Here is a 26,448-nt window from a genome sequence, read left to right on the forward strand (position 1 = left end):
TACATATTTTGCTTTAAAATCGCAGTTTTTTATGTAAGTTTGACCCCTAAAACAATTAAGAAACTGATCGTTAATAAAAATATGAAACACTACAACTTCGACGAAGTTATCGAACGACATGGGACGAGTTGCGTGAAATTCGACCGTTTGAAAGAGATGTTCGGTGACGAGAATCTGATACCACTATGGGTGGCGGATATGGATTTCCGCACACCGGACTTTATTGTAGAGGCCCTGAAGAAACGTTGTGAGCACGAGATATTCGGCTATACATTCGGCTCCGACGAGTATTACGAGAGTATCATCAATTGGGTACACTACAAACATAACTGGAAAATACAACGGGAATGGATCAGCTATATCCCGGGAATCGTAAAGGGAATCGCTTTCGCTATCCAATGCTTTACGCAAAAAGGAGATAAGGTCATCATCCAGCCCCCTGTTTATCACCCGTTCCGCATCGTTCCGGAGAAAATGAAGCGCGAGGTCGTTTATAATCCGCTAAAGATGGTAGACGGCATCTATGAGATGGATTTTGATCATCTTGAATCTATTATAGATGATGAATGCAAGGTATTGATCCTCTGCAACCCTCACAATCCGGGTGGGATCGTCTGGAAAAAGGAAACCTTGGTCCGCTTGGCCGATATTTGCGCCAAGCACAATATTTTGGTTATCTCCGATGAGATTCATGCGGAAATGGCCTATCCTCAGTACACGCATTACCCGTTCGCCTCCGTATCGGATACCGCCGCTTCCTGCAGCGTGACTTTCATGGCACCGAGCAAGACGTTCAATATCGCCGGTATCGTGACTTCCTACGCAATCGTACCCAATGATCGCATCCGGGAAGAATTTTACTCTTTCCTTGAGGCCGGAGAGTTTGGCGATGGCACGATCTTCGCTTATACAGCGACGACCGCCGCTTATACCTATGGCGCCGAATGGTTGCAACAAATGCGAATGTATATCATGGAGAATGTACGTTTCGTGGAAGAGTTTATGAAACAGCATCTCCCCAAGATAAAAGTCTACCAACCCCAAGCCTCCTTCCTCGTTTGGTTGGATTGCAGGGAACTGAAATTAAGTCAAGATGAACTAGTACACCTGTTCAAAGACAAAGCCGGACTAGCGTTGAACGACGGAAGTATCTTCGGCCCCGGGGGAGAAGGCCATATGCGTTTGAACATTGGCTGCCCCCGCTCTGTTTTAGATAAAGCGATGAACGCTCTTAAAAAGGCGGTGGATAAGAAATAAAATCGTATCTTTGCGAGCATTTCTATACATATTTAAAATACAAGACAAATGAAAATTACAGCAAACAAATACGTTGCGGTTACATACGACCTGAACGTTGGCGAAGGTGAAGAACGTGAGTTAATGGAAAAAGCGACGGTCGAGGCTCCTTTGAAATTCATCTACGGAACAGGCATGATGCTTCCGGCATTCGAGAAAGCCTTGAACGGGCTGGAAGTAGGTGGCACGTTCAACTTCTCCATCGAGCCAGCCGAGGCTTATGGCGAATATAACGAGGAGCACGTATTGGATCTTCCGAAGAATATCTTCGAGGTAGACGGTAAATTCGACGCCGAGATGATCAAGGAAGGTAATACCGTCCCAATGATGGATTCTAATGGCAACCGTATGAACGGCTCTGTATTGGAAGTGAAGGATGATATCGTGGTAATGGACTTCAACCATCCGTTGGCTGGCGAGACTTTGCATTTCAGCGGCGAGGTAATCGACGTACACGAACCGACAGCGGAAGAGATCGCAGCCTTCTCCGCTCCCGCAGGTGGATGTAGTTGCGGTTGCGACGATTGCGGTAGCGATTGTGGCGATAACCACGAGGGTGGTTGTGGTTGTGGTGGATGCCACTAAATAATGGGAAATTGAGAATTGAAAATTGAAAATTAGGAGAAACGCCTAATCATCGGCTTTTGATTCTCAATTTTCAGTTTTCAATTTTCAATTAGACAAAGCGGTGAATACTTTTGGTAATATTTATAGATTAACATCGTTCGGCGAATCGCACGGCCCCGGTATCGGCGGCGTGATCGACGGATGCCCAGCCGGGATCGAATTAGATACGGCATTCATCCAGCAAGAGCTGAACCGTCGTAAACCGGGACAATCCCGTATCACGACCCCCCGTAAAGAGGATGATGAGGTACAATTTCTTTCCGGCATCTACGAGGGAAAGACAACCGGTACGCCGATAGGTTTCATCATCTGGAACAAAAACCAACATTCCTCGGACTATGACAATATGAAGACGGTTTACCGTCCTTCCCATGCCGATTATACCTATCAAACGAAATATGGAATCCGTGATCCCCGTGGAGGTGGACGTTCGTCCGCTCGGGAAACGATCGCTCGTTGCGTGGCTGGGGCTATCGCTAAACTCGCCCTTAAACAATACGGCATACAGATCCAAGCTTATACCTCGCAGGTCGGCCCGATCCAATTAGCGGGTAGTTACCAAGATTATGATCTAAGCTTGACGGAGGAGAGCGATGTACGTTGCCCGGACCCGAAGATCGCCTCGGAGATGGAAACCTTGATCGCCGAGGTCAAATCAAAAGGAGATACGATCGGCGGTGTTATTACCTGTGTGGCGAAAGGGGTTCCCGTCGGATTGGGAGAGCCTGTGTTCGGCAAGTTACATGCCGCGTTGGGACATGCGATGCTTACGATCAACGCCGTGAAGGGCTTCGAGTATGGAGACGGATTCAACGCCGCCTTCTTCCGCGGATCGGAAAGGAACGATCGCTTTTTCAATGATAACGGGCATATCAATACTCGTACCAATAATTCCGGCGGTATCCAAGGAGGGATCTCCAACGGACAAGATATTTATTTCCGGGTAGCCTTTAAATCGGTCGCTACGATCTTGATGGAACAAGAAACGGTTAACATGGAGGGAGAGGATACGATATTAAAGGCACGCGGACGTCATGATCCATGCGTATTGCCTCGTGCGGTACCTATCGTCGAGTCTATGACCGCCATGACTTTATTGGATTATTTATTGATCCAGAAGACACGGGAAAACTTTTAAGACTAATTCTATATGGCTTGGATTCTGTTAATTATAGCCGGATTATTCGAGATCGGCTGGCCGCTGGGCTTTAAATTAGCAAGTATGCATTCCAAATATTTTATTTGGTTTATAGGTTTATCGATCTTATCCATGGGCTTAAGCGGTTATTTCTTATATCTCGCCCAGAAAAGCATCCCGATCGGTACGGCTTATGTAATCTGGACCGGGATCGGGGCTATAGGGACTGTTCTTCTTGGAATCTTGTTTTTCCATGATTCCGCGAATATATTCAGGTTATTGTTCTTATCTTTGATATTGATAGGGATCGTCGGCCTGAAATTAGTCCATTAATCCGGGAGAAAAACACCAGTATTCGCATAGCCTCACGGCAGTATCGGTGTGAACTTACGCCAGTATAGGCGTAGGGCTATGCGGATACCGGCGTTAAACGATGCGGTTATTCATGATGGTAAGGCTCGTTATTCAAGATCGTCATCGCCCGGTAAATCTGCTCGATAAAGATCAATCGGATCATCTGGTGGGAAAAAGTCATCTTGCTCAACGAGATCTTTTCCGATGCCGCCTTATACACGGCCTCACTAAAACCGTAAGGACCGCCCACCACAAATACCAAGCGTTTCGGGACCGTATGCATTTTCTTTTCCAGATAAGTAGAAAATTGTATGGAGGTGAACTCCTTCCCTTTCTCGTCCAGCAACACCAAATAATCGCCGGGCTGCAAAGCCTTTAAAATCAATTCGCCCTCTTTCTCCTTTTGCTGCGCCTCTGAGAGGTTCTTCACGTTCTTTATATCCGGTATGACTTCCATTTCAAAGGGTATATAATGTGTCAAGCGATTTTTATACTCATTGATAGCCTCCACAAAATAACCGGCATCCGTCTTACCAATCACAATCAGTCCAATCTTCATCTACTTACATTTACATGTTTAGAAAGGCTAAGTTACAAGAAAAATACATACCTTTGCCACTAATTACTCAATAAAATAAAGAAAGCTTATGAAACGACTCTTACTTACATTCGCCTTGATATTCGCGTTCGTATGTGCGCAGGCGGCGGATATTACCAGTATATCAAATGCTTTCAAGGCAGGAAATGCCTCCTCTCTATCCGGTGCTATGGATAAGGTGGTGGATGTAGCCTTGCCCGGTTCCTCTAAGAAATGTAACGGAAGTGAGGCCGTCTCTATGTTGTCCTCATTTTTCAGTTCGAATAAGCCTTCCGGATTCTCGGTCGTACATCATGCGGATAAAAAGGAAAGCGGTTTCCTTGTCGGAAAGCTTCCGACGTCTTCCGGTGAGTACCGTGTAAACATCACGTACCGTGCCGAAGGGAATACAGCGATCATACAATCAATCAGAATAGAATAAAAGATGGACAAACTTATTGACGACTTAATCAAATTAGCGTTTGCCGAGGATATTGGCGATGGTGATCATACCACCTTATGTTGCATCCCCGAGACAGCGATGGGGAAAAGCCAGCTGATCATCAAGGAAGATGGCGTATTGGCCGGCGTGGAAATGGCTAAACGTATCTTCCACGACTTCGATCCGGAACTGAAAATGACGGTCTTTATACAAGACGGAGCCGAAGTGAAAAAAGGGGATATAGCGTTCGTGGTGGAAGGTAAGATCCAATCCTTATTGCAGACCGAGCGGTTGATGCTGAACGTTATGCAACGCATGAGCGGTATCGCTACTACGACTCGTAAATACGCCAAGGCGTTAGAAGGCACCAAGACACACGTTCTAGATACTCGCAAGACAACTCCCGGTATGCGTATGATCGAGAAAGAGGCCGTACGTATCGGTGGCGGCATGAACCATCGCATCGGTTTGTTCGATATGATCTTATTGAAAGATAATCATGTGGATTTCGCCGGCGGCATCGAGCAAGCGATCACACGTGCGCAAAACTATCTGAAAGAGAAAGGAAAGAGCCTAAAGATCGAGATCGAGGTTCGTAACTTCGACGAGTTGGAACAAGCCATGAAAGTAGGCGGTATCGATCGTATCATGTTGGATAATTTCAATATCGAGAATACAAAAGAAGCGGTTCGCCGCATCAACGGACGTTTCGAGGTAGAGTCTTCCGGCGGTATCACGTTCGCCACATTACGTGATTACGCGGAATGTGGCGTAGACTTCATCTCCGTAGGAGCTTTGACTCACTCCGTGAAGAGCTTGGATATGAGCTTCAAAGCCTGCTAAAACGAAAAACGATCATTCTATAAAAAAACAGCCTTGAGAAGATCAACTTCTTGAGGCTGTTTTTCCTATATCTACCCTATTATCTTGATTCACTATCATTTCTGATAGAACTATTATCATTTTTAAAACATTGCCATTCCTTCCTTTCCCGTACTTTTAAGAACAAATTATTCAACCTAAAAATAGTATCATGAAAGAATTGAAAATGTTTATAGATGGCAGATTCATTGAGAATGAGTCTGGGAAATGGATCAAGGTATTGAATCCTTCTACCGAAGAGGTTATTTCACTGATGCCCGACGGGACGGTTGAAGATGCCAGAAAAGCGATCGATGCCGCAGAGAAAGCGCAGAATCAATGGGAAAGAACGCCATCCATAGAAAGGGCTGCTTATCTGACAAAGATAGCGGCAGGCATCCGTAAGAGAGAGAAGGAACTGACCGACATCATCGTCCGTGAAGGAGGCAAAACCCAAGGACTCGCCAATGTTGAAGTCCTTTTTACCGCGGATTATATGGATTACATGGCAGGCTGGGCCCGCCGGTATGAAGGGGAAATCATTCCCAGTGACCGCCCTCATGAAAGCATTTTCTTATTTAAGAGACCGATTGGAGTAACGACAGGTATCCTACCTTGGAATTTCCCATTCTTTCTAGTCGCTCGTAAAGCCGCTCCAGCCTTGATCACCGGAAATACGATCGTGATAAAACCTAGCCAGCTTACGCCAGAGAACGCATATGTATTCGCACAGATCGTGGAGGAGGCAGGTTTACCTGCCGGTGTTTTCAATCTGATAAATGGACGGGGTAGCGTGATTGGTCATGAACTTGCGGCGAATCCGAAAGTAGGCATGGTTAGTCTGACAGGAAGCGTGGGAGCCGGACAACAAACCATGGCAGCTGCCGCTCCTAATATCACGAAAGTTTCTCTGGAGTTAGGAGGTAAAGCCCCGGCTATCGTGATGAAGGACGCAGATATCGATCTTGCTGTTAAGTCTATTATTGCCTCTCGTGTGATCAATACCGGACAGGTATGTAATTGTGCCGAACGGGTTTATGTAGACAAAGCGATAAAAGAGACCTTCATGGAAAAACTAGTCGCCGGCATGAAGCAGGTAAAAGTAGGAAACCCCAATGAGGTCGCGGATCTGGATATGGGACCGCTTATTGAAGCCAGTGCGTTGGAGTCTATGGAGAAAAAAGTAGAGAGAGCGATCCAGCAAGGCGCTAAGTTACTTTGCGGTGGTCATAGGATCGGTACAAAAGGATATTTCTTCGAACCAACCGTTTTGGATTGTGTTACACAGAAAATGGATATCATACAAGAAGAGACTTTTGGCCCCGTGCTACCGGTTGTCGAATATTCGGATATCAACGACGCTATCGCATGGGCGAATGATTGCGAATATGGATTGACATCTTCCGTATATACACAAAACTTGGATAACGCATTCAAGGTAATGCGTTCCTTAAAATTCGGGGAGACTTATATTAACCGTGAGAATTTTGAGGCTATGCAAGGCTTCCATGCGGGATGGCGTAAATCCGGAATCGGTGGCGCGGATGGAAAACATGGACTTGAGGAGTATTTGCAAACCCAAGTGGTTTATCTTGAGACAAAGGAATAAAAATAAGACTAAAGATCCCTCTTCTTGGGATCTTTAGCATATCTACTTAATCTAACGTCAAATTAAACTCATCCCTCAAACGACCCAAGGTAGGATTTATCTTCATCAGCAACTCTAACTTCTCCGTGGATGTATAAGCCAAGTGCTTCTCATTTCCCTCTACGATCCGGACACGCATCTGGATACGGCTGTTATTAAGATGCTGGCGGAGAAATGGCAGGATATGGATCGCATTATTGATCAATTCCTCTTGCTGCCCCGGGTTATGTACAGCTACCTCAAAATAGTAATTCTCTTGCAAGGTAGGCTTGCAATTGATCATCGTATTCTTAAGATACACTTTCTTGTCAATCGTTGCGGCGTAATTATCCCATTCACGAACCAAGGAATCATTGTCAAAGGGAGTTACTACCTCCTTTACGTTCGTTGTCGCTTGTTGAACGGTTTGTTGCTTAGGCTTCTCCACTCCGATCTCCTTCATGGAGATTCCCATCGGACGAGCCGTTCTACGAACCGGATTAGGCGCTGTAGACGGAGGTGGCGCAGGAACCGAGCTCGGCATGTGCGTACTCATAACTTGTGGAGCACCGGCCGCTGCCGTAACTGAAGGAGCTTGAGGCGGCTGTTGAGGCTTCCCGCTATTCACCGCCTGAGAAGACGGATTCGTCCCAGCAATCGGCTCAATCAGCGCTTTTTTTTTATCGTCGGCGGCTACCTGTATTAATTGACAGAGCTGAATCAACGTCAATTCCAATAAAAGACGCTTATTGCGGCTGGCACGGTAATTCAAATCGCACGTATTCGCTAGCTCTATCGCCTTGAACAGAAGTTGATCCGGACAATGTTTCGCCATCTCCTTATATCGTTCCCGTATAGAAGCTCCCACCTCGAATAGCACCAAGGTGGACTCATCCCGGCATACCAATAAGTCCCGGAAATGCCCAGCCAAACCGGTTATGATATTCTGCCCGTCGAATCCTTTGCCTAATATCTCATTCAAGATCAATAAAGAAGCCCGCACATTGCCGGATAAGATCGCATCCGTCAGACGAAAATAATACTCATAATCCAACACGTTCAAGTTATCGATAACCGCTTGATACGTGATATTGCCATTCGTGAAACTTACCACTTGGTCAAAGATAGATAAAGCGTCGCGCATACCTCCATCCGCTTTCTGGGCGATCACGTTCAAGGCTTCCGGCTCCGCTGTTACCCCCTCTTGCGAAGAGACATATTGCAAATGCTCCACCATGTCGGCGATGGATATACGGGAGAAATCATAGATCTGACAACGGGAAAGGATCGTGGGAAGCACCTTGTGCTTCTCGGTCGTAGCCAAGATGAAGAGAGCATGATGCGGAGGTTCCTCCAATGTCTTCAAGAACGCGTTGAAAGCGGCGGTTGTCAACATATGGACCTCGTCAATAATGAAGACTTTGTATTTACCGATTGGAGGCGGGATACGCACTTGGTCGATCAAGGTACGGATATCGTCCACCGAGTTATTCGAGGCGGCATCCAGTTCATGGATATTGTAAGAACGCTGCTCATTGAAAGCCCGGCACGACTCGCACGCATTGCAAGCCTCGCCATCCGCCGTCGGATTCAAGCAATTGATCGTCTTCGCAAAGATACGGGCACACGAGGTCTTTCCTACTCCACGAGGACCGCAAAACAGGTAGGCATGCGCCAGTTTGTTACTTTGTATCGCGTTTTTCAGCGTAGTGGTAAGAGACTTCTGCCCTACTACACTCCGGAAAGTGGACGGGCGATATTTTCTTGCCGATACAATATAATTATCCATTCTCTGCTTTTTATTGATAAGACAAAGATAAACAAAATAATTCATTATCTTCGCGAAAACGATGTTCCGATGTCACGCATAAAAGAGTTTTACATAAAGTATCTATCGTGGATCAACGCTTATTGGTTGGTTACCATCGTGTTCCTTATCGTCACCTTTACGGTGGGCGATAGCAGCCTGTATAAACGCTATACGTACGACGAGAAAATACGCGGCTTGGAGAAAGAGATCAAACATTACCAAAAGGAGATCGAAATCAACAGCAAGAAATTAAACGACCTTCATACGGACAAGGAGGGACTGGAACGTTTCGCCCGTGAAGAGTATTTTATGAAAAGGTCGAACGAGGATGTTTTTATTATCAAGGACAAATAAATGAATCAACAAATCAGATCGATTATTTTCGGCGTAGCGGGATTACTCGTATTAGCCGGTGCCGTATTGTTTCTTACTCATTGGGCTGTCGCCCCTTATTTATTCGCTGTCGGTGCGGCGGGTATAGCCGTTTGCTATCTGACCCTTCCGGTTAAGGACTTGGACTTTCGTCGCCGTCGGCTCCACCGTTTCAACGTATTCGCCGGACTTCTAATGATCGTATCTTCCGGCTTTATGTTCAACAACCGTACCGAGTGGATCCTTTGCTTGAGCGTAGCCGCTATCTTACAAGTATATACCGCTTTCGTTACTCCTAAAGAGTAATTGGCCGCAAAACGCAGTCTCGACCGATGAATATATACTGACCAGGCCAACGCAGTATATATTACTTTGCAGATACAGTATATCTTCTATAAAATCCCCGGTAAGTACCGTTAAAAAAGGGTGTATCAAACGTTCCTTTGATACACCCTTTCTTTTATAAATTCTATTAATAGCTTACTTGGCCGGAGAGGAATAATTCTTATTCAAGTATTCCAGCAATTCGCCTGTGATATCATAGGAATCGCCAGCCAAAAGGATATTATCTCCTACCGTATTGCTGAATACCACTTGATAGCCCCTACCCAGATTGAAAGCCTTCAATTGAGAAACAACCGTATCGCGTAATTGCTCGTTCAACTTCTGCTGCTCTTGCATCAACTCTTGAGCCAATTGGTTATCTAAGTTCTGCAACTCTTGTTGCTTATTCAATAAACGTTGTTGCTCTTGCTCCGCCCTCTCACGGGTAAGGAAAGCGTTATTTTCTACCTTACGCTGGAAATCTTGCATCTCGCCTTGTAAACTACGGGCTTTCTGGGTGATGTTAGCACGGGAATTCTCTTGTTTCTTCAAGATGATCTCGTTCAGATCCTTGGAATAATTGTAATTAAGTAACAGGGAATCCACATTTACATAAGCGATCGGAAGTAAGGCCGTTGTGTCTCCCGCTGACGCAAATGTTCTTGTTACGCTTGATTCTTTCTTGCCGGAAAATTGCATAATATACAAGATTACGACAGCCACCGCTAGCACACCGTTAATAACGTAGTTAATGTTCTTCATAAAGTGCAATTTAAATCTTATTTTTTTATTCTTTTATTTCGTTCATGATGTCATAGAGCCCCTTTTGCTTAACCGCCATACGATCCATGGTCTTCGCGCAAAATATACCTTTCTTACCCAACGCCCTGTTTCCTTCGATATGCGTATTCGGGAACCTTCCTCCCTTTTTCAACAGCACTTTTATCGATAGCAACACGACACTGATAACAAGAATTATGACCGTAAATAATAACGTTGTAAGCATTTTCTCTATATTTGTGGACGCAAATATAAGAGTTTAAGTGATTACTAAGTGTCTTTTTGGCATTTTATTCTACTTTTTTTCGAACTAAGCTCTTTCAGTTGCGGTTTTATTAACTTTAGAGTAACATCTATAATACATTGTAACATTATGAAGATTACTGATTTAAAGCCTACTATCGTATGGAAGTTCTTCCATCAAGTAACCCAAGTGCCTCGCCCCTCAAAAAAGGAAGGCAAAATGATTGAATTCCTAGAATCATTTGCGAAAGAGTACAAAATAGCTATCAAGAAAGATGAAGCCGGCAACCTTTTAATGTCAAAGCCTGCCACTCCGGGAATGGAGGATCGTCCGGTAGTCGTATTGCAGTCTCACATGGATATGGTTTGCGAGAAAAATAACGGTACGAAGCACGATTTCGACAATGATCCGATCGAGACGATCGTCGACGGCGAATGGCTGCGTGCCAACGGCACTACTTTGGGAGCCGATAATGGTATCGGTGTAGCGGCCGAGTTGGCTTTGCTTGCCTCAGATGATATCCAACACGGTCCGATCGAATGTTTGTTCACGGTAGACGAAGAAACAGGTTTGACCGGAGCGAAAGCCTTGAAAGAAGGTTTCATGACCGGAGATATCTTGTTAAATCTCGATAGCGAGGACGAGGGAGAGATCTTTATGGGTTGCGCCGGAGGTAAAGACACGCAAGCGACTTTCCATTACGAGCCAGTTCCTACGTCCGATAAGATGCAGTATTTCCGTATCGACGTGAAAGGGCTGAATGGCGGTCACTCCGGTGGCGAGATCCACAAAGGATTAGGCAATGCCAACAAGATCTTGGTTCGTTTCTTATTCTTATTGAAAAAGAAATATGATTTCGTTCTTTGCTCTATCGATGGAGGAAACTTACGTAACGCAATCGCTCGCGAGGCACACGCCGTGATCGGCTTGCATCCGGAAAATAAGGAGGATGTACGTATCTTGCTGAACCATTTCGCCGCCGACGTTGAAAATGAGTTGAAACATGTAGACCCGAGCGTTCAGTTAGCGATGGAGTCCACGGATCGTCCGGAGTATCATATCGACAATGCCACCGCCGAGAAATTAATCTACGCCTTGCACGCTTGTCCGCACGGCGTAATCGGTATGAGCCACGATATAGAAGGCTTGGTAGAGACTTCTACCAACCTTGCTTCCGTAAAGATGAAAGAAGGCAATACGATCTTGGTCGGTACCAGCCAACGTAGCTCTATCGAATCATGCAAGATCGCTATCGCCAATACGGTAGCCTCCACGTTCCTATTGGCTGGAGCAGATGTAAAACATGGCGACGGCTATCCGGGATGGGCCCCGAACCCCGACTCTAAGATCTTGAAGATCGCACAGGAGACTTACAAACGCCTATTCAACAAAGACGCCAAGATCATGGCCATCCACGCCGGATTAGAGTGCGGTTTGTTCTTGGAAAAATATCCGAAACTGGATATGATCTCTTTCGGGCCTACTTTGCGTGACGTACATTCACCCAACGAGCGTATCGAGATCGCTACGGTCGGTTTATGGTGGAGCCACCTTCTTGAATTATTAAAGAGCATCCCCGCAAAATAAACCAACGTTTTTTGCGTTATAAGAAGAGGAAAGACACGATAACCGTGTCTATCCTCTTTTTTTATGTTAATGTCTTGCAACTTTTTTATGATAATTTTGTTTATCTATTGAAACAAGAACACAAGATATTTACAGTTAACATTTACGAAAATGAAAAGATTAACGATAACGCTATTTATACTCGCGACGCTTCTGTTGAACATGCTTCCGGCATGCGACGGTTTGGATGATCATTATTCCACCAACCCGACTTACCGGCTAAGCTTCTCGACAGACACGCTCGCTTTTGACACGATCTTCAGTACGATCGGTTCTACCACTCGTCAATTTATGATCTACAATAAAAATAGTGAACCTCTGAGCATTGAGTCCATCATGCTGGCCAGTGGAGAGTCTACCGGCTTCCGCATGAATGTGGATGGACGCAAAGGTAGCTCATTTAATAATGTAGGGATACTCGCCAACGACAGCATGTATGTATTCGTGGAAGTAACGGTCGATCCGAATGGGGGCAATCAACCTCTGTTGATACAGGATTCCGTACTTTTCACCGTGAATGGCATCCGTCAATCCGTATTATTGGAAGCCTATGGGCAGGATGTTAATCTTTACAAAGGCGGTGTTACGATTACAAAAGATTCTATCCTCACGGCTAATCGTCCTTATTTGATCTACGATAGTTTGGTTATCGCTAAAGGGGTTTCATTGAATATCGAGAAGGGGGCTACTTTCTATATGCATGATAAAGCGAGCCTGATCGTTCACGGCTCCATGAACGCTTTAGGCACCTTGGATGAGCCTATCACTTTCCGAGGCGACCGTTTGGATTATATACTAAATGATATATTACCGTATGACCGGACTCCCGGACAATGGGGAGGCATTACCTTTAAGGCGGATAGCTACGGGAATGTCTGGGATAATGTAATCGTACGTAATGGTACCTCCGGTGTATATTGCGAGCCTTCCACCCCGGACCGGCCAAAGATCAAGATAAACAACTCACAGATCACGAATATGGGGAGCGATCTATTCTTCGCCATCAATTGTGATGTTATCGCTACAAATACGGAATTCAGCAATGCCGGAGGAAGTGTACTCACTTTAGTCGGTGGTAAATATTACTTCGCTCACTGTACGATGGCTAATTACATGAGTTTAACCAAAAGGGAAATGGCCAGCGAGACTGTTCCTTTGGATAGTAAATGCCTGTACTTGCTCAATAACGTAACAGTAGACGGAAATGGCCCGTATCCTATCACGCAAGCTTATTTTGACAATTGCACTATCGATGGAAGTTACGATGTCGAATTAAAAGCAGATGGCAGTACAGATTTCGATTATCGGTTCAATCACTGTGCGCTTAAAGCCAAAGAATCCTCCAGCGATCACTTCAAGGAGGTCTTGTTTATCAAAAAGACTCCTTCCTATCGGAAAGTAGGAGGCAAGCAAAATAAATACACCTATGATTTCCGGCCAGATTCCGTATCGACTACCGGAGTCGGAAAAGCAGATCCCGAGATAACGAAGAATTATCCGATCGATCGTTACGGTGTCAACCGGCTAACCAGTTCGAACGGCCCGACCATAGGAGCCTACGAGTTTGTTCAGGAAGAGACCGAAGATTCAAACGAATAAGAATACATTACATATTAACAATTAATCAAAGCTTTAACTATGAAGATTTTTATGTTTTTTCTTTTATTCTTTGCCTCCCCTCCGTTATTTGCCCAAGCTACGTTCAAAGTCATGACCTATAATGTGGAGAACTTTTTCGACACAAGGGATAATCCAACCAAGAATGACCATGAATTTCTACCTTCCGGCAACCGGTACTGGACACAAAGCCGCTACTATCATAAGCTACAACAAATAGCGAAAGTAATAAGCGCTGCCGGGGAATGGAGCACACCGGCCTTAATAGCTCTTTGCGAAGTCGAGAATGACTCCGTCCTGTCTCATCTTACCCGTCGCACACCGCTCCGCTGGCAGGATTACCGATATATTATCACTCAAAGCCCCGATCCCAGAGGTATTAATGTCGCTCTTCTTTATCAACGAGATCAATTCTTTTATTTACGACATGAATCCATTCCAATTCGTTTTTCCGGGAACAAACACAAATTAACCCGAGATATCCTACACGTATATGGAAAGATCATAACAGGCGATACCTTAGATGTTTTCGTGTGTCATTTCCCCTCCCGCTACGGAGGAGAAAAAGAAAGTGAAAAGGATCGTTTTGACGCGGCCCGCACTTTACGGGGATCTAGCGATTCCCTGTTACTGATACGAGAAAAGCCGCAGATACTCATTATGGGAGACTTCAATGATACCCCTCAAGACAGAAGTATTTCCGAGATATTCGCTGCCCAAGCCTTTCCTGAAAATACGCAGATCACAGATTCCACATCTTGTACCTATTATAATTTGTTCGCAAGCCCCCATATAACTCAATTCCCGGGTAGTCATAAATACCAAGGCGAATGGAGCCAACTCGATCAAATAATCGTAAACCGGGATCTCATCACGCAAGAGTCTTCCATGCATATCATTCCGGAAAGCATCCACATATTCGCTCCTGATTTTTTATTGACTAAGGATAAAACATGGCGGGGGGTACGTCCTTTTCGAACCTATTACGGCTTTAAATATGAGGGCGGTTTTAGTGACCATTTACCATTAACAGTCGATTTCCTAATACGTTCTCAGATCAAACGCTGAAAGGAAAACATTGAAACCTTTTTTCCGATCTCTTGTTATCCTATTAAAGAAGAAAAGCTATGTAGTCAACAAGCAAACAGAACACATATGGAAATAAATCTCGTCTCAATCCGGCAAGAATACACAAAAGGAGGATTAAGGGAAAGCGAACTTCCGGATAACCCATTCTTGCTTTTCAGTCAATGGTTACAAGAGACTATAGACAGCAAAGTAGATGAACCCACGGCCATGCTAGTAGGGACCGTATCTCCAGAAGGCAAACCTTCCACCCGTACCGTCTTATTAAAGGACCTGCATGATGATAAGTTTATTTTCTACTCCAACTACGAAAGCCGAAAAGGCAGGCAACTGGCACAAAACCCGGCAATCTCTCTTTCGTTTGTATGGCATCAATTAGAAAGGCAGGTACATATCGAAGGTACGGCTGAAAAAGTCCCCCCGGATGAATCGGATCAATATTTCAAAAAACGCCCGTATAAAAGCCGGGTCGGAGCTCGTATATCCCCACAAAGTCAACCCATCGGCAGCCGTATGCAACTTATACGAGCTTTCATTAGAGAGGCAGCTCGTTGGATTGGAAAAGAAGTGGAGCGTCCGGATCATTGGGGCGGGTATGCCGTCATTCCCGAACGTATCGAGTTCTGGCAAGGTAGGCCCAACCGGCTTCATGATCGCATAGTATATACCCTTCAACCGGACAGCCATTGGAAAAAAGAAAGGCTCGCCCCATAAAATCAGGTACAAGTCCGATACCAAAGGATAAGAGATAGATAATTCATCGAAAACGATTATCTTTGTCTGTCAAAATACGTAAGACCTATGAATATTAGATCCATATATCTAGCCGGTCTATTTGCGATCATCGGCTCCCACATAATCAACACAAACGCCCAGCAACTTAGGAATCCTTTCGATTTCCCGATCTTACTGAGCGGAAACTTCGGTGAGTTAAGAAGTAATCATTTCCATTCCGGAATAGACTTCAAGACACAAGGGGTAGAAGGTAAACCCGTACATACGGTACAAGAAGGATACGTATCACGTATATCCGTAAGTCCATGGGGCTACGGTAACGGGCTTTACATCACACACCCGGATGGAACGACCACCGTATACGGCCATCTACAAAAATTCTCGAAGAAAATAGCGAATTATGTAAAAGAGCAACAATACGCACAAGAAAGTTTCAATGTAAATCTCTTCCTTACGCCGGATTTGCTTCCTGTCGAGAAAAATGAAGTCGTAGCGTTAAGCGGCAATACCGGAAGCTCTGGTGGACCTCATCTCCATTTTGAGGTACGAGACACCGAGACCGAGGAAGTCATGGACCCCTTGGATTATTTCTCGGATCGGATAACCGATACCCGTCCTCCTAAAATCCAAGGAATACAGATCGTCCCCATCGAAGGAAAAGGCGTAGTAAACGGCAAAAGCAAGAAGCTTGAGATAAAACCCGTCACGGCGAAAAACGGGAAACAGACAATCACTGGAAAAATCGAGGTATGGGGAGAAATAGGGCTCGCTGTAAAAGCCTATGATTATATGGATAATACGACTAACATTTATGGCGTACGAGAAATCACGCTCACGGCAGACAGCCAAGTGATTTTCCATAGTAATCTCGATAAGTTCGCATTTGACGAGACCCGTTATCTGAACACATTCACAGATTACGAAGAATGGAAAGATCATCGCTCTTTCTATATGCGTAGTTTCATCGAGCCGGGAAACCGTCTACGCTTCCTTGAAAGCGTAAACCGGGGAATCTTGCGTATAGATGAACCTCGTACCTATCATTTGACGTATACACTTGCTGACGCTTTCGGCAATGCCACCCGTTTATCCATCTGGATCGAGGGAAAGAAACAAGAGATCCCCCAGATCGATACGACTCATACAGAATTATTCCATTGGGGTGGCGAGAATAGGTTCGGCGCTAAAGGTATCCGTCTCGTCCTGCCTAAAGGTAATCTATATAATGACCTCTACTTCCGCTATTCGGTGAAAGAAGATAGTACCTCATTATCAGCCACCCACATATTGCACGATAAGCCAATCCCTTTGCATGGAACGGCCCAGTTATCACTATTCTTGCAAAGCGATACGCTTGAGAATAAACAACAATATGGTGTGGTTCGCTTACAAAACGGACGTGCCTCTTGGATGGGCGGTACATACCGTAATGGCTGGATCGACGCAAATATCAAGGAATTGGGCAGTTATAAGATACAACAAGATACAAAGGCTCCGGTTATCACGCCGATCAACCAACAGACGTGGATCAACAAACAGAACTTCATATTCCGTTTGTCCGATAACTTAAGCGGGGTACAAACCTACCGGGGAGAAATAGACGGGCAGTTTGTCTTATTCGAGATGAATAATAAATCGGTTATTACCTATCGCTTCGATAAAGAGAGGTTGCAAAGAGGCAAGCATGAACTTAAATTAATCGTAACGGATGCTTGTGGAAATGAGTCGATTTATACACATCCGTTTACTTGGTAGGACGATTTATCGTATTTTTTAGGCAAAATATAAGTCCTTTGATTGCTTTACTTTAAGAAATTCGTATATTTGTTTCTTGTATATTTATCGTATTGAGTAGATTGCTCAACAATAAACACAATAATATTATAAACATGGAAAACAACGACTTATTAGAAATGGTAAGAAGTAAGGCACAAGGATGGCTTACGAAAAGTTATGATGCGGAAACTCGTGCTCAAGTTCAAGCGTTACTTGACAACGAAGATCCTACTGAGTTAATCGAGTGTTTTTATAAAGACCTAGAATTCGGCACAGGCGGATTGCGGGGAATCATGGGAGTAGGTTCAAATCGTATGAATATATATACGGTTGGTGCGGCTACCCAAGGTTTATCCAACTATCTGAAAAAGGAATTCGCAGATCTTGAGCAGATAAAGGTTGTCATCGGTCACGATTGCCGTAACAACAGCCGTAAATTCGCTGAAATATCAGCCGATATCTTCTCCGCTAACGGTATCAAGGTTTATTTATTCGAAGACCTGCGTCCGACTCCAGAAATGTCATTCGCTATCCGTAAACTGGGATGCCAGAGCGGTATCATCTTGACGGCTTCTCACAATCCGAAAGAATACAACGGATACAAGGCTTATTGGGATGATGGCGCACAAATGATCGCCCCGCACGATAAGAATACGATCGCCGAGGTTAACAAGATCCGTAACGCTAGCGAGATTAAATTCAAAGGAAATAAAGAATTGATCGAGATCATCGGACAAGCGATCGATGATGAATATATCAAGGAATTAACAACGATTTCTTTGTCTCCGGAGGCTATTTCCCGCCATAAGGACATGAAGATCGTGTATACTCCAATTCACGGAACAGGTGTTAAATTGGTTCCTGCCGCTTTGAAAGCTTACGGATTCACGAACATTATCCATGTACCGGAACAAGATGTTGTTAGCGGTGATTTCCCGACGGTTATCTCTCCGAACCCGGAAGAGCCGGCTGCTTTAGCTATGGCTGTAGAGAAAGCAAAAGAGACTGACGCTGAATTGGTAATGGCTTCCGATCCGGACGCAGACCGTGTAGGTGCCGCCGTTAAGAATAACGAAGGCGAATGGGTACTTTTGAATGGTAACCAAACCGCTTTGATGTTCGTTTACTATTTAATCACTCGCTGGAAAGAGTTAGGTAAGATCAATGGTAAAGAATATATCGTAAAGACAATCGTTACGACAGAGACGATCAAGACGATCGCCGAGCGTAATGGCGTAGAAATGTACGATGTTTATACAGGCTTCAAATGGATCGCTAACGTTATGCGTGAGAACGAAGGCAAGAAAAACTATATCGGTGGTGGCGAGGAAAGCTACGGATTCCTTTGCGAGGACTTCGTTCGCGATAAAGACGCTGTTTCCGCTTGCGTTATCTTAGCCGAGATCGCAGCTTGGGCAAAAGATCAAGGTTTGAGTTTGTATCAATTGCTTCAGAAGATTTACGTGGAATACGGCTTCTCTAAGGAGAAAGGTATCTCTGTCGTGAAGAAAGGCAAGAGTGGAGCGGAGGAGATCGAGGCTATGATGAAAAAGTTCCGTGAGAACCCGTTGACAGAGATCGCAGGCTCTAAGGTAACTTATTTCTACGATTACTCTACATTGAAAGGTAAGGACTATGCAGAGAACGAAACCGTTACATTAGATATGCCTACTACCTCTAATGTGCTTCAATACTTCACGGAAGATAATACAAAAGTATCTATCCGTCCTTCCGGAACAGAACCGAAGATCAAATTCTATTGCGAGGTTCACTCCAAGGTAAAGAATATCGATGAATTGCCGGAGGCAGAGAAAGCGGCAGAAGAAAAGATCAATCAGATCAAGGCTTCTTTAGGGATCTAATCGAACATAATTATTACATATAGAGGCAAGGGCGAGAATCGTTCTTGCCTCTTTTTATTCTATCAGATCAAATCAGACTTACTGAAACAAAACGGCAACAAGGCCGTCGCGCTCGGAACGAGATACGCTTCTTCTTTTCCACAAAGAAGGACTTTCATTGGTTTGTTATAACGTTGCTCGGTTTCCAACATCACCTGCCGGCAGGCACCACAAGGCGTGATAAGATCCACACGTTCCCCATCCTTCATAGCCGCGATCGCCAAAATCTGAACTGCCGCATCCGGATAACGTGCTCCCGCATAGAATAAGGTGGTCCGCTCCGCGCAAAGCCCAGACGGATAGGCTGCGTTTTCCTGATTATTTCCGGAAAGTATCTCCCCATTCTCCAATAGAACCGCCGCTCCCACATGAAACTTGGAATAAGGAGCATAAGCTTTTTTCGAGGCTTGAAAAGCGGCCTCGTACAATTGCCTATATATATTGTCCAATTCTCCTACCGCATAGACCTCTACCCGGGTCTCTAATTTCAATTCTTTCATTTTCTTGATTGTTTTAATGTTTTGAAAGAAACCTAACTATAATTCTTATTAGGCTATAAATATAAAAAGAATATACCAGAAGCATTCACGCTCCGCACATTTAATTAGATACAGCGAATATGTTTTCTTGATTTACCTCGACATGATTATTGGAAGATAATTATTATATTTGTGTATTGATAAATAAAATGAGGTATGACAAGAGTAAATAATCCTTTTATAACTAGCGGATATATATCTGCTGATTACTTCTGTGACAGGGAGATCGAGAGTAAGCAGCTAATTCGTGAGATCGTGAATGGAAATAACCTCGCTATTATCTCGACACGTAGAATGGGTAAGACAGGACTGATCCAACACTGTTTCCACTCAAAAGAACTCTCAAAGGAGTATTATACATTCTTCGTTGATATTTATGCGACCAAGTCGCTACGTGATTTTATCTTCTCGCTGAGCAAGGTGATTCTCGAAAGTCTCAAGCCATTCGGCAAAAAGGCTGTTGAGATCTTTATCAATAGCGTCTTATCGCTTCAAGCAGGCATAAGTTATGACTTCACAGGTACCCCTTCGTTCAACATTCAGTTGGGAGATATTCAAAATTCGATGGCGACGCTTGAAGAGATTTTCAAGTACCTCGCAAAAGCCGACAAACCTTGTATTGTTGCCATAGACGAATTTCAGCAGATAACGAACTATTCCGAAAAGAATGTAGAAGCTCTGCTTCGAACACACATCCAGCACTGCAACAATGCCCAATTTATTTTCGCGGGAAGCCAACGTCATACAATGGGGAATATGTTCCTGAGCGCATCCCGCCCGTTCTATCAGAGTGTCTCCATGATGCACCTAGAGAGTATCGCTATAGAAAAATACATTGATTTCGTGCGCAACCATTTCAAGAAAGCCGACCGAACAATTACACCCGAGACGATTCGGATCGTGTATGAGAAATTCGATGGTGTGACGTGGTATGTGCAAAAGACGCTCAATGTGCTTTTCGCGTTTACACCCGTCGGAGCTACGTGTGACGAATCGATAGTAGAGCCCGCTATCGCGTCGGTGGTCGATTCATACCGATTCAACTACCAAGAGACACTGTTCCGTCTTCCCGAAAGGCAAAAAGAGCTGCTTGTCGCCATCGCTAAAGAGGGCAACGCTAAATCTATCACCTCCGGAGAGTTTGTAAAACGCTATTCATTAACCTCTCCCAGTTCTGTCCAAGCCGCCGCAAAAGGGCTATTAGAGAAAGACTTTATCACTCTCTTCAACGGCAGTTACAGCATATACGACAAGTTTTTTGAGATTTGGTTACGAGAGAATTATTAATCCTTATACATTTATATAGAACAAAGACATATGCATTCAATGCTTCTTACACCAGATAAAGACCCGATGGGCGCCGCTATCATCGATTATCTCGCACATGGGAAAGCGAGCAAACTCCGTGTATTCTCCTCCATGTTCGATGAGGATGAGATTCCCGTGAATCAATTATTCCGGACTTTCCAAGAAATGCCCTCCTTGGAACAGAAAGCCCTTCAACTCTGTACAGGCAAGATACTGGATGTAGGTGCCGGAAGTGGATGCCACACCTTGGCCTTGCAGGAAATGGGTAAAGAGGTTACCGCTATCGACATATCCCCTCTTTCCGTAGAAGCGATGAACAAACGTGGTGTGAAAGACGCTCGCTTGCAGAATTTTTTTGACAAAAGCTTAACCGGACCATTCGATACCATTCTTCTCTTGATGAACGGTTCCGGGATTATCGGAAAACAGGAAAATCTCCCGGCTTTCTTTCACCGCCTAAAAGAGGTTCTAGCCCGAGACGGACAACTTTTACTCGACTCTAGCGACTTAAGTTATTTATTTGAGGATGAGGATGGGAATCTGGATATCGCCCCCGAAAATGATTATTTCGGAGAGATCGACTTCCGTATGCAATATAAGAGTATCAAGGGGGATTCATTTGATTGGTTATACATCGATTTCAACACGCTCAATCTATACGCAAGGCAAGCCGGCTTCAAAGCCGAGAAGATAGAGGAAGGAGAACATTATGACTATTTGGCACGTATCACCCACCTTTAAGAATATAAAGGTACCGAAAACCCTCTTTCGGTACCACTCTAGCAAACACCTAATTACGATTTATTGCCTTTATTGCATCAACCCTCCTTCTATGAAGAAAAGCACCTCATTTAATCGGCTTTTATTCGCTTCTTCATTCTTAAAAATGGAAGGAATAGCTATTATCTGGTCTTGAATCAATTTGTCTACCAAGTTCCACATCACCTCATGGTATAAGATCACCATCGCCACTTTTTCATCTTTAATTCCGTATCGGGTAGCCAAAGAGTTACAATTGCTCTTTAGTTCCGCACTAATAGCATCCACCAGTTTATCTGTTATTTGATGAAAACGGTCTTGTTGTCTCTTGATGATAGGAATTAATACATCTCCCTTGTCATCTACCAACCCATAGGGTTTTAACCTTGAGACAAGTTGGGTATCCGTTATTTTTCCGAATTCAGCTATTTCCTCCGCATACCGCTCCATTATTGAGTCATTAGGGACGATATCACTATTGACGTAAGTCAGAATCAGATCCTGTTCTCCATAGCTATTCGTACCACAGGCAAGGTCAGTTCTTGGCTCATACAATACCCAATAACAACCACTCCACCCGAAATGACTGTCTATATCATCAAACAAGACAAGTTTTGTCCACATCCTTCCATCCAATAGATATGAAAAGATAAGCGAAAGCGCATTGTCTTTGAATCCCATCTCATCATGGATCGTTTGGGTTAGCGAGATAAAATCGGATTTTGTCTTTGCGTACATAGATCCGGCGACCTCTTCGCTGAAACTCCTTAAAGAACGGGTTTGTTCTTGATCGAGAATCGGTATTGTTGTCTGCCATTTACCTTTAGCTTTACTGATGAGTCCACCAACTTTCAATAACAGCAATTGGCTATCAGAGCACTTGACACCCATCCCTCGTAATTCGCCCAAGGTATGCGGAGTCCGCAAATTGTATAATATTTCCCAGTTATTATCCAGCGTCACATAGTCCTCAGGCTGATGTACGCTTACCGCAACAAACTGAGTAGCTTCCCATTGCCCATAAGGACGTACTGGGATTTGCGCTTTCGCTACAGTAAAAACAGACGATAGGGCTAAGACAAGAAATAGATTCAGCCAGTATTTCATAACATTGATTTTTAGTCGTAAAGATAAGGTAAAAGTTGGATCAATCCTAATAAAAACATTCATCCCTGCGCATATAAAGTCTCCTGCGATCCTATATATTCCATATTCGCCGCCACCGAACGATCATTCAATGACGGCGAATGAAGAATACAGGCTAATCTTACGAAAAATAAGATGGTTACAAAAGAGGAATATAAACAAGTACGGATTACTTTCATGCAAGGCTTTGACCATGTACGTTCTTTTCCTTATATTTGCCTCCCAATCGAATCAATACATTTATATATATAAGATATGCGGTTATCTTTTCATATCCTAAGCATACTGCTTATATCCCTCCTCTGTTTAAGCGCGGGGGCGGAAAGCCAGCGCAAGCTGACTTCCTATCAAAAATACATCAGTAAGTACAGCGATTTGGCGGTTCAGCACCAAAAGAAATATCGCATTCCGGCAAGTATCACCTTAGCGCAGGGATTACTGGAATCTGGAGCCGGGCAAAGCGACCTTGCCAAGCGTTCCAACAATCACTTCGGTATCAAATGCCATTCGGACTGGCGGGGCGGCAGGGTCTATCACGATGACGACCTGCGGGGAGAGTGCTTCCGGAAATACAAACGAGTAGAGGATTCTTATGATGACCATTCTCGCTTCCTCGCCGAACGCTCCCGCTACGAACGCCTGTTCAAATTAAACATCAAGGATTACAAAGGCTGGGCCAAAGGACTACAAAAATGCGGTTACGCCACCGATCGTGCTTATGCGAATAAATTAATCAAGGTTATCGAAGATTATGAGTTATACCGCTTTGACTCCGGTAAGGGAACAAAGAAGACCTCTACCAAGAAGCAAAATCTTCCGGTGTTCAATTATCAAGTCTATCGTACCCACGGTTTGATCTATGTATACGCTAAGGACAACGACAGTTTCGACCAGATCGCCCGAAGCATGGGATTCAAGGCCAAGCAGTTGATGAAATTCAACGAGGTGCCTGAGGACTTCCCGTTGCAGGCAGGCGATATCGTATATCTGGAAAAGAAAAAGAAGAAAGCGGACAAGCCGAATTACGACCATGTGGTACAAGTCGGAGAGTCTATGCACAGTATTGCGCAGATGTACGGAATCCAGATCAAGAGTCTGTATAAAATGAATAAAAAAGACAAAGATTACATCCCGGAGGAAGGAGATGTCTTAAAACTTAGATAAGTAACATAAAAAAGTATTACCTTTGCGGTTCAAATAATATAGTACAATGAGTGATCAACGTTATAACCTGCGAGGCGTTTCCGCTTCAAAAGAAGATGTTCACAATGCGATAAAGAACATCGATAAGGGAATTTTTCCGAAAGCGTTCTGTAAGATCATCCCCGATATCTTAGGCGGTGATCCTGAATATTGTAATATTATGCACGCGGATGGCGCCGGTACCAAATCGTCCTTGGCGTATATGTACTGGAAAGAGACCGGAGATCTTTCGGTGTGGAAAGGTATCGCCCAAGACGCTCTTATCATGAATATCGACGACCTGCTTTGCGTAGGTGCCGTAGACAATATCTTGGTCTCTTCCACGATTGGACGTAACAAGCTGTTGGTTCCGGGCGAGGTGATCTCAGCGATCATCAACGGAACGGACGAATTATTAGCGGAATTACGCGAGATGGGCGTTGGTTGCTACGCGACAGGTGGCGAGACCGCAGACGTTGGCGACTTAGTTCGTACCATCATCGTAGATAGTACGGTCACTTGCCGCATGAAACGTTCGGACGTAATCGATAATAAGAATATTCAAGGAGGAGACGTGATCGTAGGTCTGGCATCTTCCGGACAAGCCACTTACGAGAAAGAATACAATGGAGGTATGGGTAGCAACGGCTTGACCTCTGCCCGCCATGATGTTTTCTCTAAGTATTTAGCGAAAAAATATCCGGAAAGCTACGATGCCGCCGTTCCCGAAGAATTGGTTTACTCCGGAGGATTGAAACTTACGGATAAGATCGAGGAATTAGGGATCGATGCCGGAAAGATGGTGCTTTCGCCTACACGTACCTATGCGCCGGTAATTAAGGTATTGCTTGATAAACTACGCTCTCAAATCCATGGCATGGTACATTGTTCGGGAGGGGCTCAGACAAAAGTTATGCACTTCGTAGAGAACAAGCGTGTAACCAAGGACAATCTCTTCCCTATCCCACCGTTATTCCGCACGATTCAGGAACAGAGCGGTACGGACTGGAGCGAGATGTACAAGGTATTCAATATGGGACACCGGATGGAGATATACATCGCTCCCGAGCATGCGGAAGAAGTAATCGGCATCTCAAAAAGCTTTGGTATTGATGCGCAAATCGTGGGCTTCGTAGAGGAAGCCGATAAAAATGAATTGATTATCGAAAGCGAGAAAGGTCGCTTCACCTATTAATAAAGATAAATGGCCGAAAATAGTTTACTTGGTAAATTAGACGGATTAGTGAGCCGTTTTGAGGAAGTCGGTACCCTTATTACCGACCCGGCGGTGATCGCCGACATGAAACGGTTCGTAAAACTGAACAAAGAGTACCGTGATTTGGAGAAAATTGTGGGAGCTCGTTCGGAATACGTGAAAGTATTGAACGGGATCGAGGAAGCGAAAGCCTTGCTTGAGTCCGAGCAAGATCCGGAAATGCGGGAAATGGCCCGTGAGGAGCTGGATACCTGCAACGAACGTATTCCCGCTTTGGAAGAAGAGATAAAATTATTGCTCGTTCCCGCTGATCCGCAAGACGACAAGAACGCGATCGTTGAGATACGAGGAGGAACGGGAGGTGACGAAGCCGCCCTTTTCGCCGGTGATCTATATCGTATGTACGTGAAGTATTGCGAACTGAAGGGATGGAAAATAAGCGTGTCTAGCTTTAGCGAAGGCTCGTCCGGCGGTTTTAAGGAAATCATCTTCACGGTATCGGGCGAGAAAGTATACGGAACGTTGAAGTATGAGTCCGGTGTACACCGTGTACAGCGTGTACCGGCTACGGAGACGCAAGGACGTGTACATACCTCCGCCGCTACAGTTGCCGTATTGCCTGAGGCGGATGAATTTGATGTTGAGATTAATGAAGGGGAGATTAAATGGGATACCTTCCGCTCCGGTGGGGCCGGTGGTCAGAACGTAAACAAGGTGGAATCAGGTGTCCGTCTGCGTTATGTCTGGAAGAACCCCATTACAGGTGTGAGTGAGGAAATCTTGATCGAATGTACGGAGACACGAGACCAACCGAAGAACAAAGAAAGGGCGCTTACCCGTCTTCGTTCGTTTATTTATGACAAGGAACACCAGAAATACTTGGACGATATCGCCAGCAAGCGTAAGACCATGGTATCTACCGGTGACCGCTCCGCGAAGATCCGTACGTACAATTACCCGCAAGGGCGTATCACGGATCACCGTATCAATTACACGATCTATAATCTTTCAGCCTTTATGGACGGTGAAATTCAAGATTGCTTGGATCACCTGATCGTAGCGGAGAACGCTGAGCGACTGAAAGAGTCTGAATTGTAAACACATC

Annotated in this window: 26 protein-coding genes; 20 read left to right on the forward strand and 6 right to left on the reverse strand. The window is 44.6% G+C overall.

All coding sequences use genetic code 11. The annotated features are described in order from the left end of the window. Positions 1 to 81: 81 nt before the first annotated feature. The 4 genes from NBH07_RS07265 (at position 82) to NBH07_RS07280 (ending at position 3,394) form a co-directional block, all read left to right on the forward strand. On the forward strand, positions 82 to 1,257 hold the full coding sequence (locus tag NBH07_RS07265) for a MalY/PatB family protein (RefSeq protein ID WP_005854438.1): 1,176 nt from the start codon (positions 82 to 84) through the stop codon (positions 1,255 to 1,257). A gap of 48 nt (positions 1,258 to 1,305) precedes the next feature. Then, entirely contained in the window at positions 1,306 to 1,881 is a 576-nt protein-coding gene (locus tag NBH07_RS07270) for an FKBP-type peptidyl-prolyl cis-trans isomerase (protein ID WP_005854436.1), read from the forward strand. Between the two features lie 103 nt (positions 1,882 to 1,984). Further along, on the forward strand, positions 1,985 to 3,061 hold the full coding sequence (gene aroC, locus NBH07_RS07275; protein WP_156682435.1) for a chorismate synthase: 1,077 nt from the start codon (positions 1,985 to 1,987) through the stop codon (positions 3,059 to 3,061). Positions 3,062 to 3,073: 12 nt separating this feature from the next. Beyond that, complete coding sequence (locus NBH07_RS07280; RefSeq protein ID WP_005854432.1) at positions 3,074 to 3,394, forward strand: DMT family transporter; 321 nt, start codon at positions 3,074 to 3,076, stop codon at positions 3,392 to 3,394. A gap of 106 nt (positions 3,395 to 3,500) precedes the next feature. On the opposite strand, the gene rlmH is transcribed toward NBH07_RS07280, so the two are convergent. Then, positions 3,501 to 3,974, reverse strand: a complete 474-nt coding sequence (rlmH, locus tag NBH07_RS07285) for a 23S rRNA (pseudouridine(1915)-N(3))-methyltransferase RlmH (RefSeq protein ID WP_156682436.1) — start codon at positions 3,972 to 3,974, stop codon at positions 3,501 to 3,503. Positions 3,975 to 4,062: 88 nt separating this feature from the next. Between rlmH and NBH07_RS07290 the strand changes: the two genes are divergently transcribed. From NBH07_RS07290 to aldA, 3 genes are all read left to right on the forward strand, one after another. Beyond that, a complete protein-coding gene (locus NBH07_RS07290; RefSeq protein WP_008780051.1) occupies positions 4,063 to 4,434 on the forward strand; it encodes a DUF4783 domain-containing protein in 372 nt (123 codons plus the stop codon). A gap of 3 nt (positions 4,435 to 4,437) precedes the next feature. Beyond that, positions 4,438 to 5,277, forward strand: a complete 840-nt coding sequence (nadC, locus tag NBH07_RS07295) for a carboxylating nicotinate-nucleotide diphosphorylase (protein ID WP_122370007.1) — start codon at positions 4,438 to 4,440, stop codon at positions 5,275 to 5,277. Between the two features lie 190 nt (positions 5,278 to 5,467). Next, on the forward strand, positions 5,468 to 6,904 hold the full coding sequence (aldA, locus tag NBH07_RS07300; RefSeq protein WP_156682437.1) for an aldehyde dehydrogenase: 1,437 nt from the start codon (positions 5,468 to 5,470) through the stop codon (positions 6,902 to 6,904). A 46-nt stretch (positions 6,905 to 6,950) separates the two neighbouring features. Here the strand turns inward: aldA and NBH07_RS07305 are convergent, their stop codons facing one another. Next, on the reverse strand, positions 6,951 to 8,711 hold the full coding sequence (locus NBH07_RS07305; RefSeq protein WP_156682438.1) for a DNA polymerase III subunit gamma/tau: 1,761 nt from the start codon (positions 8,709 to 8,711) through the stop codon (positions 6,951 to 6,953). A gap of 69 nt (positions 8,712 to 8,780) precedes the next feature. On the opposite strand from NBH07_RS07305, the gene NBH07_RS07310 reads away from it, so the two are divergent. Beyond that, a complete protein-coding gene (locus tag NBH07_RS07310) occupies positions 8,781 to 9,086 on the forward strand; it encodes an FtsB family cell division protein (RefSeq protein ID WP_005854418.1) in 306 nt (101 codons plus the stop codon). Beyond that, positions 9,087 to 9,410 carry a hypothetical protein gene (locus NBH07_RS07315; protein ID WP_036613279.1) on the forward strand — a complete coding sequence of 108 codons (324 nt, stop codon included), beginning with the start codon at positions 9,087 to 9,089 and terminating at the stop codon, positions 9,408 to 9,410. 174 nt (positions 9,411 to 9,584) lie between these two features. On the opposite strand, the gene NBH07_RS07320 is transcribed toward NBH07_RS07315, so the two are convergent. Together NBH07_RS07320 and NBH07_RS07325 are read right to left on the reverse strand one after the other, a co-directional pair. After that, on the reverse strand, positions 9,585 to 10,190 hold the full coding sequence (locus NBH07_RS07320) for an OmpH/Skp family outer membrane protein (protein ID WP_005854413.1): 606 nt from the start codon (positions 10,188 to 10,190) through the stop codon (positions 9,585 to 9,587). A 25-nt stretch (positions 10,191 to 10,215) separates the two neighbouring features. Next, complete coding sequence (locus NBH07_RS07325) at positions 10,216 to 10,434, reverse strand: hypothetical protein (RefSeq protein ID WP_005854411.1); 219 nt, start codon at positions 10,432 to 10,434, stop codon at positions 10,216 to 10,218. A gap of 147 nt (positions 10,435 to 10,581) precedes the next feature. Here NBH07_RS07325 and NBH07_RS07330 point away from each other — a divergent pair, with 147 nt between their 5' ends. From NBH07_RS07330 to NBH07_RS07355, 6 genes are all read left to right on the forward strand, one after another. Continuing rightward, positions 10,582 to 12,039, forward strand: a complete 1,458-nt coding sequence (locus tag NBH07_RS07330; protein WP_048927567.1) for an aminoacyl-histidine dipeptidase — start codon at positions 10,582 to 10,584, stop codon at positions 12,037 to 12,039. 150 nt (positions 12,040 to 12,189) lie between these two features. Then, positions 12,190 to 13,677, forward strand: coding sequence for a hypothetical protein (locus tag NBH07_RS07335; RefSeq protein ID WP_005854408.1), 1,488 nt, complete (start codon positions 12,190 to 12,192; stop codon positions 13,675 to 13,677). A 39-nt stretch (positions 13,678 to 13,716) separates the two neighbouring features. After that, positions 13,717 to 14,763 (forward strand): endonuclease/exonuclease/phosphatase family protein, encoded by a 1,047-nt coding sequence (locus NBH07_RS07340; RefSeq protein ID WP_156682439.1) that lies wholly within the window; start codon positions 13,717 to 13,719, stop codon positions 14,761 to 14,763. Positions 14,764 to 14,850: 87 nt separating this feature from the next. Beyond that, a complete protein-coding gene (pdxH, locus tag NBH07_RS07345; protein ID WP_156682440.1) occupies positions 14,851 to 15,495 on the forward strand; it encodes a pyridoxamine 5'-phosphate oxidase in 645 nt (214 codons plus the stop codon). Between the two features lie 87 nt (positions 15,496 to 15,582). Continuing rightward, on the forward strand, positions 15,583 to 17,271 hold the full coding sequence (locus tag NBH07_RS07350; RefSeq protein WP_156682441.1) for a M23 family metallopeptidase: 1,689 nt from the start codon (positions 15,583 to 15,585) through the stop codon (positions 17,269 to 17,271). Positions 17,272 to 17,405: 134 nt separating this feature from the next. Beyond that, positions 17,406 to 19,154 carry a phospho-sugar mutase gene (locus tag NBH07_RS07355; protein ID WP_005854401.1) on the forward strand — a complete coding sequence of 583 codons (1,749 nt, stop codon included), beginning with the start codon at positions 17,406 to 17,408 and terminating at the stop codon, positions 19,152 to 19,154. Between the two features lie 62 nt (positions 19,155 to 19,216). Here NBH07_RS07355 and cdd read toward each other — a convergent pair whose 3' ends face one another. Next, the gene (gene cdd, locus NBH07_RS07360) at positions 19,217 to 19,693 is read right to left on the reverse strand and encodes a cytidine deaminase (protein WP_005854398.1); all 477 of its coding nucleotides are present in this window, start codon (positions 19,691 to 19,693) and stop codon (positions 19,217 to 19,219) included. Between the two features lie 195 nt (positions 19,694 to 19,888). On the opposite strand from cdd, the gene NBH07_RS07365 reads away from it, so the two are divergent. Both NBH07_RS07365 and NBH07_RS07370 read left to right on the forward strand, forming a co-directional pair. After that, positions 19,889 to 21,019 carry an AAA family ATPase gene (locus NBH07_RS07365; protein WP_009018105.1) on the forward strand — a complete coding sequence of 377 codons (1,131 nt, stop codon included), beginning with the start codon at positions 19,889 to 19,891 and terminating at the stop codon, positions 21,017 to 21,019. Between the two features lie 30 nt (positions 21,020 to 21,049). Further along, positions 21,050 to 21,781: a class I SAM-dependent methyltransferase gene (locus NBH07_RS07370; protein WP_009018104.1), complete on the forward strand. Its 732-nt coding sequence runs from the start codon at positions 21,050 to 21,052 to the stop codon at positions 21,779 to 21,781. Between the two features lie 69 nt (positions 21,782 to 21,850). On the opposite strand, the gene NBH07_RS07375 is transcribed toward NBH07_RS07370, so the two are convergent. Continuing rightward, on the reverse strand, positions 21,851 to 22,906 hold the full coding sequence (locus NBH07_RS07375; protein ID WP_005854392.1) for a hypothetical protein: 1,056 nt from the start codon (positions 22,904 to 22,906) through the stop codon (positions 21,851 to 21,853). 294 nt (positions 22,907 to 23,200) lie between these two features. Here NBH07_RS07375 and NBH07_RS07380 point away from each other — a divergent pair, with 294 nt between their 5' ends. The 3 genes from NBH07_RS07380 to prfA are packed head-to-tail and all read left to right on the forward strand — an operon-like array spanning position 23,201 to position 26,441. Further along, positions 23,201 to 24,109 (forward strand): glucosaminidase domain-containing protein, encoded by a 909-nt coding sequence (locus tag NBH07_RS07380; protein WP_009018103.1) that lies wholly within the window; start codon positions 23,201 to 23,203, stop codon positions 24,107 to 24,109. Positions 24,110 to 24,155: 46 nt separating this feature from the next. After that, a complete protein-coding gene (locus NBH07_RS07385) occupies positions 24,156 to 25,322 on the forward strand; it encodes an AIR synthase related protein (protein WP_005854386.1) in 1,167 nt (388 codons plus the stop codon). A gap of 9 nt (positions 25,323 to 25,331) precedes the next feature. Continuing rightward, positions 25,332 to 26,441, forward strand: a complete 1,110-nt coding sequence (prfA, locus tag NBH07_RS07390; protein WP_005854384.1) for a peptide chain release factor 1 — start codon at positions 25,332 to 25,334, stop codon at positions 26,439 to 26,441. The last annotated feature ends 7 nt before the right edge of the window (positions 26,442 to 26,448 follow it).

The organism is Parabacteroides sp. B2-S-102, from assembly GCF_023656665.1.
Lineage (GTDB): Bacteria > Bacteroidota > Bacteroidia > Bacteroidales > Tannerellaceae > Parabacteroides > Parabacteroides distasonis.